Origin of the sequence: Chitinophaga sancti, from assembly GCF_034424315.1 — a bacterium.
Classification (GTDB): domain Bacteria; phylum Bacteroidota; class Bacteroidia; order Chitinophagales; family Chitinophagaceae; genus Chitinophaga; species Chitinophaga sancti.
In genome coordinates, this window is the sequence record NZ_CP139972.1 from 3,373,067 (window position 1) to 3,386,851 (window position 13,785).

The 13,785-nt window shown below is 42.8% G+C and carries 12 protein-coding genes and 2 CRISPR repeat arrays (1 of these 14 running past the window's edge); of the genes, 7 read left to right on the forward strand and 5 right to left on the reverse strand.

The annotated features are described in order from the left end of the window. Window positions 1–18: direct repeats of the CRISPR family, unit length 46 nt (it extends 1,245 nt beyond the left edge of the window). Window positions 19–166: 148 nt separating this feature from the next. Together U0033_RS12860 and U0033_RS12865 are read left to right on the forward strand one after the other, a co-directional pair. Then, entirely contained in the window at window positions 167–1,714 is a 1,548-nt protein-coding gene (locus U0033_RS12860) for an IS5 family transposase (RefSeq protein ID WP_326980868.1), read from the forward strand. Window positions 1,715–1,774: 60 nt separating this feature from the next. Then, a CRISPR array of direct repeats spans window positions 1,775–2,273; the repeat unit is 46 nt; unit sequence GTTGTAATTAATCGAAGATAAACATTTATTGAGAGCAAATCACAAC. 283 nt (window positions 2,274–2,556) lie between these two features. Next, entirely contained in the window at window positions 2,557–2,712 is a 156-nt protein-coding gene (locus U0033_RS12865; RefSeq protein WP_322518494.1) for a hypothetical protein, read from the forward strand. Here U0033_RS12865 and U0033_RS12870 read toward each other — a convergent pair. Then, a protein-coding gene (locus tag U0033_RS12870) for an IS630 family transposase (RefSeq protein WP_322518473.1) occupies window positions 2,709–3,841 on the reverse strand; the annotation gives its coding sequence in 2 pieces (ribosomal slippage) (window positions 2,709–3,418 and window positions 3,418–3,841; 1,134 coding nt in all). The two genes, U0033_RS12865 and U0033_RS12870, sit on opposite strands and share 4 nt — an antisense overlap. Before the next feature lie 313 nt (window positions 3,842–4,154). Between U0033_RS12870 and U0033_RS12875 the strand changes: the two genes are divergently transcribed. The 3 genes from U0033_RS12875 to U0033_RS12885 all read left to right on the forward strand — a co-directional run bounded on the left by U0033_RS12875 (window position 4,155) and on the right by U0033_RS12885 (window position 5,904). Next, window positions 4,155–4,688 carry a hypothetical protein gene (locus U0033_RS12875; RefSeq protein ID WP_072365549.1) on the forward strand — a complete coding sequence of 178 codons (534 nt, stop codon included), beginning with the start codon at window positions 4,155–4,157 and terminating at the stop codon, window positions 4,686–4,688. 93 nt (window positions 4,689–4,781) lie between these two features. Further along, a complete protein-coding gene (locus tag U0033_RS12880; protein ID WP_072365547.1) occupies window positions 4,782–5,333 on the forward strand; it encodes a hypothetical protein in 552 nt (183 codons plus the stop codon). A gap of 64 nt (window positions 5,334–5,397) precedes the next feature. Continuing rightward, entirely contained in the window at window positions 5,398–5,904 is a 507-nt protein-coding gene (locus U0033_RS12885; RefSeq protein WP_072365545.1) for a YkgJ family cysteine cluster protein, read from the forward strand. Window positions 5,905–5,967: 63 nt separating this feature from the next. On the opposite strand, the gene U0033_RS12890 is transcribed toward U0033_RS12885, so the two are convergent. After that, window positions 5,968–7,239: a BamA/TamA family outer membrane protein gene (locus U0033_RS12890; protein WP_245801872.1), complete on the reverse strand. Its 1,272-nt coding sequence runs from the start codon at window positions 7,237–7,239 to the stop codon at window positions 5,968–5,970. Between the two features lie 57 nt (window positions 7,240–7,296). On the opposite strand from U0033_RS12890, the gene U0033_RS12895 reads away from it, so the two are divergent. Continuing rightward, entirely contained in the window at window positions 7,297–7,647 is a 351-nt protein-coding gene (locus U0033_RS12895) for an iron chaperone (protein ID WP_072365541.1), read from the forward strand. A 1-nt stretch (window position 7,648) separates the two neighbouring features. Here the strand turns inward: U0033_RS12895 and U0033_RS12900 are convergent, their stop codons facing one another. After that, window positions 7,649–9,469, reverse strand: coding sequence for a beta-N-acetylhexosaminidase (locus U0033_RS12900; protein WP_072365539.1), 1,821 nt, complete (start codon window positions 9,467–9,469; stop codon window positions 7,649–7,651). Between the two features lie 83 nt (window positions 9,470–9,552). Between U0033_RS12900 and U0033_RS12905 the strand changes: the two genes are divergently transcribed. Continuing rightward, complete coding sequence (locus tag U0033_RS12905) at window positions 9,553–10,728, forward strand: sensor histidine kinase (protein WP_072365537.1); 1,176 nt, start codon at window positions 9,553–9,555, stop codon at window positions 10,726–10,728. 66 nt (window positions 10,729–10,794) lie between these two features. On the opposite strand, the gene U0033_RS12910 is transcribed toward U0033_RS12905, so the two are convergent. Together U0033_RS12910 and U0033_RS12915 are read right to left on the reverse strand one after the other, a co-directional pair. After that, on the reverse strand, window positions 10,795–11,181 hold the full coding sequence (locus U0033_RS12910) for a response regulator (protein WP_177318734.1): 387 nt from the start codon (window positions 11,179–11,181) through the stop codon (window positions 10,795–10,797). 41 nt (window positions 11,182–11,222) lie between these two features. Further along, on the reverse strand, window positions 11,223–13,709 hold the full coding sequence (locus U0033_RS12915; RefSeq protein WP_072365533.1) for a DUF5686 and carboxypeptidase-like regulatory domain-containing protein: 2,487 nt from the start codon (window positions 13,707–13,709) through the stop codon (window positions 11,223–11,225). Window positions 13,710–13,785: the final 76 nt, after the last annotated feature.

The window sequence follows — 13,785 nt, forward strand, 5'->3', positions numbered from 1 at the left end:
TTGAGAGCAAATCACAACGGGCTGTGAATATGGGGAAAGTAATTTTTGGTTGTAATTAGGGTCTGCTGATATAGTAATAAAACATTGTTAATCAATATGATGTGGCTTGTTTTTTGCTGTAGAAGTGTTTGTATATTGAAAGATTCATCTTCAAAATCATGCAGCAATGATACGTTACACTCCTGCAAAACAGTTAACCTTAGAAGGATTTTCAACTCCTTTTTCGCAGCAATTATCCACTACAAACCGATGGGTTATACTAGCTGCAAAGATTCCGTGGGACAAACTGGCGGACGTGTATTATAAAAAAATGCGGGCAGATTTCGGTGCTCCAACATTGAGTGCCCGGATGGTAATAGGTGCAGTGATCATCAAACATATACTTAACATAGATGATCGGGAGGTGGTAGAGCAGATCACGGAAAATATATATCTGCAATATTTTGTAGGCTTAAGCAGTTTTCAACAGGAGGCTCCCTTTGATGCATCATTGATGGTCAGTATTAGAAAAAGATTAGGCATAGATGTGATGTCCAGATTGAATGAGATTATTTTGCAGGAAGCCGGACTAATCAAAGCGAATGAAGAGAAAACAGCGGATACCCGCAGTGAGGATGATCAGGATGGGAATGGTGGAAAGAGTAATAACAATGTCTTGAATGAGCATACAGAGAGCGTAAAAGGAAAGTCATCTGATGGGCTATCAGGAACAGTCATGTTAGATGCGACAGTGTCAGAGCAACAGATCGAATATCCAACAGATATCAAATTATTAAATGAGGGTCGCCGTCAATTGGAAAGGATGATAGAGCGGGGATGTCAGGTAGCAGAACTGGTGATGCCGCGCATGTATCGGAGAATAGCGAGGAAGCAATATTTGAACATTGCCAAAAAAAAGAACAAAAGCAAACGAGATATACGCAGAGGTATCCGACAGCAATTACAATATGTTAAACGAGATTTAAAGTACATCAACTGGCTGATAGAATCAGAAGCTAATTTCAAGGGGGTGCTGAAAATGAAAGACTGGAGGTTAATACGGGTGATCCAGGAAATGTATCGTCAGCAGGCAGAGATGTATAAGAATAGAGAGCATAAAATATCGGATCGGATTGTAAGTATCTATCAACCGCATGTACGTCCAATACCGAGAGGTAAAGACCGTGTATCAACTGAGTTTGGCAGCAAACAACTGGTGATGTTGAAAGATGGCTACACCCATATAGAAAAACTGAGCTGGGATAATTACAATGAAGGTTCATTGTTGACCGAAAGCCTTGAAACATATAAACGCTTGTTTGGGTGCTATCCAGAGCGTGTATTGGGAGATCAGTTGTTCGGCACACGTGAAAACAGACGATTCATGAGTGGAAAAGGGATCCGTTATGTGGGCAAGCCATTGGGTCGGCCCTCATCAAATAGTAAGGAGCAAAAGCGACTATTGCAAAAGGAGATGCCGGAACGAAATGCGATCGAAGGGAAGTTTGGACAGGGGAAAAATGCATATGGACTGGGCAAAATCAAGGCCCGCCTCAAGGATACAGCTGAGAGTTGGGTGATGTCTATATACTTTGTTATGAATCTGCTTAAACTGGCAGCTGGTTCTTTGTTGTCAGTACTGCAGATCTATTACTGGCTGATAACAGAGGGCTATTTGACCACAATGGGGAATAGATCCGATACACAATTTATATCCCGGTATCTGAGACATTAAGAAGGGTAAATCGATTCGGTGTAAAAATGAAAAATAACAGATCGGGAACTTATTCAGCAGACCCTAATTAATCGAAGATAAACATTTATTGAGAGCAAATCACAACGATGCCCGCAATCAATACGAGGAAGCAGAGTTGTAATTAATCGAAGATAAACATTTATTGAGAGCAAATCACAACCCCGGGCTCAATGGGATCTGCATCACTGGGTTGTAATTAATCGAAGATAAACATTTATTGAGAGCAAATCACAACAACCGCGTTCTAATTTCCTGTATTATAAGGGTTGTAATTAATCGAAGATAAACATTTATTGAGAGCAAATCACAACACTGAAGCAAGGAAGGCAGTTAAGGATATGTTGTAATTAATCGAAGATAAACATTTATTGAGAGCAAATCACAACCTAACTGGGGAACCGGCCAAGAATATCTGAGTTGTAATTAATCGAAGATAAACATTTATTGAGAGCAAATCACAACAATGACACCGTTGGGGTACATATTGGGTCAGTTGTAATTAATCGAAGATAAACATTTATTGAGAGCAAATCACAACTTTAGTAATGTACCTACCTACCGAGTAAGCGTTGAAATTACTCGAAAATAAACATTAATTGAAAGTCACAATTAAGGCAAAGGGTACCCGAAAGTAGCTCAAGTTGTAATTAATCAATCCCAATACATTAATCATGAGCATCATGCATACCTACGAACCATCAATTACCACCAAAGCCACTGTCCTCTCTGCAAAGCCACTCACCCATTAAAAATCCTCTGCCTTCCCCTATTCTTCCACCTTAATTCCCATCCTCCCAATAATTAGAGACACCAAAAAAATAATGCTTCTTTGCTACGCATTACGCTTATATATACCCCGCCTCCAGGCAAAAGAACATCCTGATAGGATCTACATGAGTTTCCAGGAATTCATTGACGATAAACCAACCATCACAAATGTGGAATATGAAACGGAGAATAAAGTAGTGTTAGGTTAATTATTAATTGACGGATACAATCTTTTTAACTTCACTCTTGCTTCTTTGTTTGTGAATTGCCAGTTTATTTGGCTGTTCTTATTGTTTCGATGAATTTGCCATTCCGTGACCTCTTCTTTTACCTTCTCGATTGTAGATATATGCCTGTTCAGGCACTGTCCATTCAATACGTGCAATTCTATTTCGGCCATATTTAACCAGCTTCCATGTTTTGGGGTATAGATGAATTCAAATCTGTCACACAGCCTTTTTGCTTCTTTGGGTTCAAAGGTCTCATAAAATGCAGCACCCGTGTGCGTTTTTAAATTATCCATCACCAGGGTTATCTTTTTCGCTTTGGGATATTTCTTATCTGCGATTTCTTTAATAAACATTGCCCAATCCTTTCTGGCTTTGAATGCTGTTACCTCCACAAAACGCTTCCCTTTCAATGGTTCATTTGCTATAAATATATTTACCATGCCATGTCTAACGTACTCGTAATCTACTCTTCTTTCCTGACCAGGCTTCATGGCAACTGATTGTCTCACTTCATCGACTAACTGTTTTGGCGACTCGTCCATGCAAATAACAGGATAATCAGCATTATAAGGCCTCTTATATACATCTAACACATTCTCCATCTTTGCCACAAATTCGCTATTACAATGCGGTGGGATTACCCACCCTTTTGATTTCCAGGGCTTAAGTTCATTTTTTTTAAGACCTTTCTTACTGTTACATGAGAGATCTTTTCTACATACTTTAATTCAACCATCTTGTCTGCCAGGAGCCGTAACGACCATCTAGCAAATCCCTTAGGTGGCTCACTACAGCATAATGTGACTAACTTCGCTTCTATATCTCCATCCACTTTAGACTCGTAAATACGATTTGAAGGCCGTCTTTCTAATACCCCTTCAAAGCCTTCTTCTATAAATTTCTTCTTAACCCGATCTATTGTGCGCATCCCAACTTTCAAAACTTTACTTATTTGCTCGTTGGTCACTTTTTCCGAGTATTTTCCATCATCACAATTTAATAGAATATAAGCCATACGAAAGGTTTGAGAAGTATGTGAACCTTTATTTATTATGCTGTGTAATTCTTCAACTTCACTTTTTGTTAATTTAACGGTATAGCGTATCATCTCCGGAAATATTTCATCGAATATACATTATATTTACGTCATTTGATATTTAACATAGCAGTAGTTCGCTTCTTCCATAAAGACAGCAACAAAACTCATTTTGATAAATTCCGGGGAGTACGTAAAAACGGTACTCTGACTAAGCAATATGAATATGAGCAACTTTGCCAGGACATTAAATTACAAAACCTATATTTGCTATTACAACAAGGAAGAAATAAAAGGATACCAAATTTATCCCTATATACAGTCGAACCTGTTCCTACCTTTGTAGCCCATACGATTACAGCGCTAATCACTTCAAAATAATAAAATGAAAACATCCCGCTTTGAATATATCAGAAAGGAACTATGCTATAAAATGATGCTTCCCGTTGGCAGTAGCAATTTCAAGGCTACCTGGAGATTAGCCTACTATAATCCTGCAAAACGGGATAGTGATGGAAATGTCGTTATCCGCCAGGGCTATTCGATCCAATTCCTCGGATATGGAATAGGTGCCATGTTTATATTTCAAATGATCCTCTCAAAATCATATAGCTTACTGATCGTGCCCTGTATAATATTTACAGCGATGACCATCTTTACTATATTTTTTTATAAACCGAAAATAATCATCATCAATAAAAATGGGATCATTTTCAAAGGAGTTGAATATAACTGGAAAGACTATATCGGCGCCTTCTTTTTCGCCACCACCTCCAGAGGGCAATCTGCCCATGGACTGGTTTTAATTCAGGCCGACGGAAAATATGTATACCTAAATATACTGGCCATCGAACAAATCGATAAAATAGGTACTGCTATCCGGGATTTTCAACCCGAAAATTATAAAAGCTTAGAATAGATCCTGAGAGAATAAAAAACCAACAGGATTGCCGGCGAACAATTGCGGAACCAGGTTACAGCAGCATCAAACCCATTTTTATAAAACCTTAAGATGAATATAGAACAGATAAAACAGGAGTTATTACAACTTAAAGGATTGAAGGAGAAAGAGTATGCATTGGGACCGGCTTCAAAATATGCCTATTACAATCCTGCCCCCAAAGATAAAGATGGAAACGTTGCCATAGGGCGACCTTTTCCCTTAGTATGGTTATTACAGACTATTTTCAGCGTAGCCGGTGTACCTTTGATTTTAAATCAATACCTGGTACCCTGGCAATGCATGGCTATCAGTGGTGCTGTACTCATCGTAAATATCATCCTGTATAAGTTTTCGCCAAAACCACAGCGTCTTGTTGTCAACAAAAACGGCTTTACGATCGATGATCAAAACTATCTCTGGGATGACTATGTCGGCCTATACCTATTCTATTACGAATACAGAGCAGAACCAAAGGTTCGATATGCAGAAATTGTGTTGATAAAAGCTGATGATACCTATATATTGGTAGATATCAGCAGGGCGCTCAATGGTTTTAATTATTCCAAAATCGCGACCCCTCTCAGAGATTTTCAACCTGCACACTACAAAACATTAAGATGATCAAACAACACCGCCGTAAGAGACTTCCAACCCGAAACCTATAAAAAATCCCTACCTTCACAGCTTGAAACTAACAACCACACTTACAGAAATCGCACTTGCTGCTGAAGAAAAGGAAGCTGAAAATCTCGCATTCCGCTCATTCCTGCAATCACAGGACTCAAATGATATAGATGGGCTTGTACAGGAACTGGATGCCCTCATCACCCCACAAATAGATTGCACCTCCTGCGGCAATTGCTGCCGCAACCTCATGATCAATGTAACGGAAGATGAAGTGAGCGCACTCGCCACTCACCTAAATACATCCAATACCGAACTGAAGGAAAAATATATCGAAACTGGATCCAGCAATGACAGGATGATCATCAACACCATCCCCTGCCATTTCCTGCATGAAAACCGCTGCACCATCTACGAACACCGCTTTGCCGGCTGCCGCGAATTTCCCGCCTTACACCTGCCGAATTTCAATAAACGACTCTTCACCACCTTCACCCACTACAGCAACTGCCTCATCATCTACAACGTAGTGGAAGAAATGAAAAATAAACTATCATTTCACCAGTAAACAGCAGCACCTTCAATCGTTACGCATTAAATGTTGATGGCTACCCATCTCCCCTACTATATTTTAAAAAGCTTCATTTAACCCCAAAAAGAAGCCCCTCGCCCCAAACTTACCCCAGGCATAATCCAGGCATAAATTCGTCCGGGTCAGCTTATTAAACAACACCCTCAAACCGGCTCCACCACCCGGCTGCCACACCTGGAATAACTTCGTTCCCGATGCATCATTCGCCGTCTGCATATGAAAAAACGCCACCCCACTCAAAAACTTATTCCTCAGGATCGGAAACCGGTATTCTATCTCCGAATAATTAAACTGCGTGCCTTTAAAATACCCAACCGTATACCCTCTCCCACTCCTGAACGAAGGATCCTTGCCCGTACCCGGCAATTCCAGGTAAGGAATATTCCCCGCTATCAGGTACGATCCCCAATTCCAGAAAGCGACCACATGCTCCGGGTTCCGGTGCGATAAACTCACATACTTCCTCACATCAGATGTAAACTGCAGGGCATTCCGCGTACTCGCCAGCCAGGTCTGGTTCAACCTGAACCCTGCATCTATATACATACCCTTATACGCCCTGTTCTGGTTATCGCGGGTCGTATACTGCACATTGAACAGCAAGCCATTCGCCATATAGTTATCCCGGTGAAACCCATGCCTGTCACTATAAATATCATAAGGTGTATACCCCGACGTATCCGTTTCCGTTAGTTTTCGCCTGATATCAAACGATACCCCAGCCCCTAAAAATAAATGCGGTACCACTTCTTTATACACTTTTTCCCTGAAATTATAAAACTGTGCATGCAAGCCCCGGGCCTTCCTGACAGGATTGGCCAGTTGCTTATCGGTAGCATTCCCTGCAGGATCAATCCCTATCCCTAATCCATAATCCGGCGTCACGGTTTTGGCCGCTACCAGGTTCCCCTGGAAATTCCATTTATTCCCCGGTGTGTAGATATTATGACTGATGTAGAAATAAATGATCCCTTTCGTCGTGATCGATGCCGAAGTAGCCCCTACCGATAATAAGGTATTCGGATCATTGCCCAGCTTCCGGCCAGCCACCGCCTTAATACCTATCTGAGAACCAATACTGGGATTGGATGCCACATTCGGCACCACGATGATACCAGATGGCTTTTTGTTCGGATCCTTATGTACATGAAAGATATCCCTGACCAGATCGGTAAAATCGAACTGCGTCTCTAATCTCTCTACAGGCACATGAGAAGAATCGCCCTTCAGCGTATCAGCAGCCGCTGCCGGTGCCTGACTATAGGCTGGTGCACCGTATCCCGCCAAAAAGAACAGAAACAGGCCCTTCAATAAAATGGTTTTGTAACGAGCTAACATTAAATTAGCGGAAACAAATTTCAAACCAACATGACAAACCCCACTACTGTAGATGCATACATTGCTACGTTCCCGGCAGAGGTACAAACCCTGCTACAACAGGTAAGAAACACCATACAGCAGGCAGCCCCTGATGCTACAGAGGCCATAAAATATGCTATGCCGACCTTTGTACTAAATGGAAACCTGGTGCATTTTGCGGCGTTTAAGCAGCATATTGGGTTCTATCCGGCCCCTACAGGCATCAAGGCATTTGAAAAGGAATTATCGCCTTATAAACAGGGAAAGGGGTCCATCCAGTTTCCCCTGGATCAACCCCTTCCTCTTGACTTGATTACGAAAATCGTTCGCTATCGTGTTAAACAAAACACCCAGCAATAACTTAACTCTTTTTCAATTCAGCTACAGGTATAGAAATGATCCGGCCTACCTGCCTGCCGTTCTTATAACTTACCACCCTTAGCATCACTGCATCTTCCGGCAGTGCAAAGGGTTGTTTGTATACTAATGACTTTACATCCGGGAATGAATTATCCACACTATAATGCATTTCCAATCCCTCTATTTCCGGAACAAAGGTGCACAAACCTGCTTGCACGGTTACATCCGGCTCATACATACTGGGTGCGTAACTAACAGTATCCCTGTCCATTAAACGCATTTGCTGCTCTACCTTTTCCACAAAGTTAGGCCAGTCCTTTTTTGACGCCGGGCTCCACAGGCACTCTGCTACTGCCAGACCACGGGGCCAGGTCATATATTCCACCTTGCTGAAATTATAGACCTGCTCCGTCCACAGGTTCGCCTGCCCGCCTAATACATATTGTGCATCCACACCTGCTGGTACCGGGTTAAAGGCATACACTTTCTTCATTCGCAGCGACTCATACACCTTTGATTCCAGGTACTTATTACCCTGCACATAATCAATGTATACATAGTTATTCGGGGTCATTACCACCTGGTGTTTTAAATTCGCTGCCTCTATTCCACCTTTCTCTCCCCTCCAGCTCATAATAGTGGCATTCGGTGCCACGCCTCCTTCCAGCAGCTCATCCCAGCCAATCAGTTTTTTACCCTTTGCAATGACAATCGCTTCTACTTTCTTTTCAAAATAAGCCTGTACCTCCTCGTAGTTCTTCAGCTTTTCTTTCTGCATCAGGGCGGTGACATTCGGATCTTTCTGCCAATAGTTTTTGGCACATTCATCACCACCTACATGAATATATCCAAATGGGAACAAACCTGCCACTTCTCCAAATACCTTATCAATGAAAGTGTACACTTCCTGTTTAGCCGGATTAAGGGTATTATCATACTTTGCTACGATACCATGATCCGTCCAGTCCATAAAACCTTTTTCACCGGAATACACTTTGTAACCCGTCGCCTCTTTTGTACCTGACAATTCCGGATAAGCCACTACCGCGGCCATGGAGTGACCCGGAATATCTATCTCAGGCAGTACATCCACAAAATGCGCCTTTGCATATTGTACAATGTCCTTTATATCCTGCTGGGTATAAAATCCACCATAATTATACTTAGCACCACTTTCTGCCGGAGAAAAATCACCGTAGTAACCATACTTCTCCACGCCCCAGGCACCAACCTCTGTCAATTTAGGATAACTCTTTATTTCAATCCGCCATCCACCATCATCTGTCAGATGCAGGTGCAATACATTAAATTTATAGGCCGCTATCTGATCTATATACCGCATTACTTCCGCTTTGGTAAAGAAGTGCCGCGCTACATCCAGCATCATACCCCTCCAGCCTACCACAGGGTAATCCCTGATAGTGAGAAAAGGTACTGATGGCGCTACCAACAATTGCCGTACAGTCTGTAGTCCATAGAACAACCCATTCTCCTTATTCGCAGAGATATGAATGCCCTCTTTATCGATTACCAGCAGGTAACCCTCTGTACCAATGGTGTTATCCTGTTTTTTAAACAGGGTAAGTGAAATCCGGGTACCCCCATTAGCGCTTACCGCCTTCCTGAAATCGGCTTCCAGCTGCGTTTTAGCAACTGATAAGGCAGCGGTATTTTTAATATCCGTCGCCCAGATAACATTATTCCCCAATGGCAGGGTGCCACTTTGAACCACCATAGATACGGGCTCCGGAATAATCTTTGGCTGTGCATAGCTGCTCATGTGTAAAAACATGGCCAGCAAAATGATAATCATTGATCGCATACGTGAACGTCTTTATCCTGAAAAAATAATAAACTATTTCCTATTATCTTATATTTGTTTGAGACGACACACGCACAATTCCAATGGACACAAGATCACTACCAGATGATTCGGCTTCTTTCGAGCGCCTGCGCCTGCTTGCAGAGCAAAAAAACGCAGCTCTCCTACGCAGTGAAGAACGCTACCATAAAATGGTGGAAGAAGTAGAAGATTATGCCATCCTGCTCCTTGATCCATATGGTCGTATCATGAACTGGAATAAAGGTGCTGAAAAGATCAAAGGCTACAAAGAAGCCGAAATCATAGGTCGTAACTTCCGCATTTTTTACCGCCCGGAAGATCAAAAACGGCAAATCCCCGAAAAACTCATTCAACAGGCCCGCACTGCCGGCAAAGCCATTCACGAAGGCTGGCGCGTGCGCAAAGATGGCACCACCTTTTGGGGAAGCGTCGTTCTCACCGCCCTTCATGATGATTACAACAACATCATCGGCTTTTCCAAAGTAACCCGCGATCTCACCGAAAGAAAAGTCTCGGAAGACAAAATAAAACAATACACCAAAGAACTGGAAGCCCAGAACAGAGACCTCCAGCAATTTGCCTACGCCGCCGCCCACGATATGAAAGAACCACTCCGCAAAGTGCAGTTCTACACTTCTGCCTTATTGGAAGGTATCGGCGCCAGGCTGCCGGCCAAAGAAAAGACTTACCTGGAAAGAACCGTGGATGCCGCACATCGTATGCAGGGGCTCATCGAAGACCTGCTCACCTATACAAGAATTTCAGGCGAAGTACCTGCCTTTGAAAATGTCGCACTCACCCCATTGGTAGCAGAAGTGATCTCCCATCACCAGGAAACAATTGCATCCGTCCATGCTATTATCGATATGGCTCCACTCCCGGTAGTGCCCGGTATCAGCTTTCAGCTACGCCAACTGTTCGATAACCTGATCGGCAATGCCCTGAAATATTACCATACCCAAAAAACGCCCCATATTATTATCCGATCCACTTCGGATGATAATAAGCATATAATCACCGTCCAGGATAATGGGATCGGGTTTGAACCGCAAAACTGTGAGAAGATATTTGAGCTGTTTGAACGCCTTCACGGGCGGGAAAGCTATCCGGGTACCGGCATAGGGTTGGCACTCTGCCAGCGTATTGTACAAAACCATCAGGGTACGATCAGTGCCAGCGGGCAGGTAGGAGAAGGTGCTACTTTTACTATCACCCTGCCCGAAACCACAATGGAATAGTTACCTGCTATCGATCAATAAGTAAATCACCCTCCCAGAATCAATGGACATACAGCAGGATTTACGCTACCGCTCCCCGCAGATCCTGAATAATTCCTGCACCATTGCCTTTAATTCAGCCCTGTTATTGGGCTTAATAAAATATTTCACAGTCCCCAATTGCCGGCAGGTCTGCATATGCTCCGGCTGATTAGAAGTACTCCATACCACCTTCGGTATGTTTATATGCTGCATCCTTTCCAATACCTCCGTTGCATTCATCACCGGCATTTTATAATCCAATATGATCAATGACGGCCACTCAGCAGGAGTCCGCTCAGCCAGGTAATCCAATACCTTCTGCCCATTAAAAACTGTATGTATCTGTGTATCAGGATGATCCTGTAATATAGCTTCCATCAGTATTTCCTGATCATCCCGGTCATCGTCCGCCAACAGAAATTTAAATTGCATACGCTGGTCCATAGTGCGACAACTAAAATACTAATTATCACTTAGAAATCAAACTTCAACATCGCTCTTACTCCCCATGATGGCACCTCCGGATGATCCAGGTAAGTGAACCGCCTTACCACATCGACCCGCACTATTTTAAAGATGTTCCCAATGCCCACACTTCCCTCTATATATGGCCCTGTGTTTAACGAATACGTACCTGAAGGGAACAGCATCAATTGCCCCTCATTCTCACTTCGCAGCCCACCCCACAGGAATTTCGCATTCACGATCTCCCGCCATTTCAACCTGCGTAACAATGGTACCTTGTTAAAGAAAAACCCATTGAAGTGATGATCAATGTTTATCCCCGCATAATGATCACTTGTGAATTCCAAAAAGTTCATCAGGTTGTAAGACTGCAACTGAAATGAATAGGTTTGGTTTGCCCGGTGAATATCCAGCAAAGGAAAAGGCACCTGCCCGAATAAATAAGCGCCCTCTGCACTCACATCTGTATACCCCAGTTGTGACAAATAAAAGCGTTTCGTAACATTCAATGCCACATGCTGGTAATTGTATTCCCCCTTCAGCAATCCTTTTATGCCCTGGTTATATCTTAAAGTAAATACCGGATACTTATCTGTGATCGGTGTGCGATACAACTTACTCTGATAAAACTGTTCATGTGGCGCATAGCGCAGCGTCATATTCACTTCACTTGTCTTTACTCCCGGTACATCCATCACCGCTTCATTCACCAGCTTCTGAAACGACAAGCCTCCTGCCGGATGTTGATCCCAGTATTTAAATCCAAAAGAATAAGAGAAATGATTTTGCAATTCATGCAGGTACTCTAACTTAAAAAAATCATTGTACAACATCTGGTTACTGGTTCCCCGCTTAAAGGATAATAACACATTGTTCTCCTGTACAAATTGCAGTTCCTGCCCCGGAATCTTTGTATCATGCTGAAAACTGGCCCGGATGTAATGCTGAGGGAAAGTATAAATAGATTTATTATTCAAAGAATATGTAGCACTTACAAAATACTTGAACCGCTCATCTTTCACACCATAGGCCACATAAGTTTCGAAGTAAATTCGCTTGCTCAGTTGCTCCGTAGTTCTGCCCCCAAACCGTGGCCTGAAACCTTCCACTGCATTAAAACTGTAGAATGTATTCACCGGACCTATTTCAAAAGGACCAAAGTTTTTAAACCCTATTAATAAAAATGTTGCCCAGTTCACGGCCCGCTTAAAAGAAGGCATCCGCTGCAGGCTATCCAAATTCTTATACACACCCGATGCTGGTCCGGACAAGGCATAGGGCCGGTTCAATGCCCAGTAGGCTGTATCTTTTTTCTCCGCATCTGCCACCATTTCTACTGCAGGTCCGCTATAATCAGCAGCCGGTCTTTTTTTATCCAGGAAGAAACTGTCTATCTTCACAATGCGCTCTCCATACATCCCCTTTCCCTTCTCTTTACTAAGACCAAAATCCATCTTCAGGGTGCTTTCTTTCAGCTGGTTCCGTTCATCAAATGTGATGTTCGCTTCCATGCGCCGCACAAAGTTGAGGTTAATACGTTTATCCACCGTTAATTCAGCCCGCGATATGGCATAGGTGCTGTCCAGCCTGATATATAAACGGCCTTCAAAAAGCAGGTCCGTCTTGCTCCTTGGGCTGAAATCCAGTACTACCTGGTTATCGACCGTATCAGTGATGAAGTACTTATAGAATCCTGGTGCACCACTGGCCACAGGACTTAATAACTGGTTCGTCATCACCATGATATTGTTCTGGTAAATATCTATATCCTGGTAAAAGAAATTGAGCGTAGAAGACCAGCCTTTATTATCCACCAGGTTTTCATCGTACTTCACCTGCTTGCTGGCAAGGATGACCTGCTTTTTGGTATAAGGATTGCGACGATAATAATTGTCAGACATTTTCTCTTCCATATACACAGGCAGCATCAGCCTGCCACCAATGGCATCAGAGTCCTGCTCTGTAAAAAGGAACTGGTAATGCTGAAAGAGACGCCGGTTACGAAAGGTATCTGACAAATGACTGAGCGAAAGTAACATCCTTTCATATTTATGATACGCTGCATAGTCATAATTTTCCGGGCGGTTCTTTGATTTATGTGCGATCACTTCCCTGATCAGGTCTACAGCAGGATTGTTCTTATTTGAATAGTGCTGTTTTTTTCCTGATTTAACAACCACCTCGTTGAGGCCATAGGTATTTTGCAAAAGTTTAACATTTATCACCTGCTGCTTACCAGGTACGACGGCGAGTTTTACCGTTTTATACCCCATCGCATACACGGAGATCTGTGTAAATGGTTCACTGTCCGTTAAAGTAAAATGACCTTTTTCGTCAGAATGTGTACCGGTCGCTTTTCCGCTGATCACAATGCTCACCATTTCAAGGGGGGCTTTGGTTCCGGCATCTGTCACAGTTCCTGACACCACCGTCTGGCCAACAATAGAAAGAGGAAAGGCGTTCAATAAAAAATACGATAAGATCGTACACTTCATAAGCTCTGAGTTCGTTCACGTACAGGAAGCCTGCGCTTCAATACTACAAACGAATCCGGTAACCCTGTTCCGGTTA

Excerpts from the sequence above, each read along its gene's own strand:
- U0033_RS12865 (WP_322518494.1), top strand. The coding sequence starts at position 2,557 with ATGCTTCTTTGCTACGCATTACGCTTATATATACCCCGCCTCCAGGCA.
- U0033_RS12875 (WP_072365549.1), top strand. The coding sequence starts at position 4,155 with ATGAAAACATCCCGCTTTGAATATATCAGAAAGGAACTATGCTATAAA.
- U0033_RS12880 (WP_072365547.1), top strand. The coding sequence starts at position 4,782 with ATGAATATAGAACAGATAAAACAGGAGTTATTACAACTTAAAGGATTG.
- U0033_RS12895 (WP_072365541.1), top strand. The coding sequence starts at position 7,297 with ATGACAAACCCCACTACTGTAGATGCATACATTGCTACGTTCCCGGCA.
- U0033_RS12900 (WP_072365539.1), bottom strand. The coding sequence starts at position 9,469 with ATGCGATCAATGATTATCATTTTGCTGGCCATGTTTTTACACATGAGC.
- U0033_RS12905 (WP_072365537.1), top strand. The coding sequence starts at position 9,553 with ATGGACACAAGATCACTACCAGATGATTCGGCTTCTTTCGAGCGCCTG.
- U0033_RS12860 (WP_326980868.1), top strand. The coding sequence starts at position 167 with ATGATACGTTACACTCCTGCAAAACAGTTAACCTTAGAAGGATTTTCA.
- U0033_RS12910 (WP_177318734.1), bottom strand. The coding sequence starts at position 11,181 with ATGCAATTTAAATTTCTGTTGGCGGACGATGACCGGGATGATCAGGAA.
- U0033_RS12915 (WP_072365533.1), bottom strand. The coding sequence starts at position 13,709 with ATGAAGTGTACGATCTTATCGTATTTTTTATTGAACGCCTTTCCTCTT.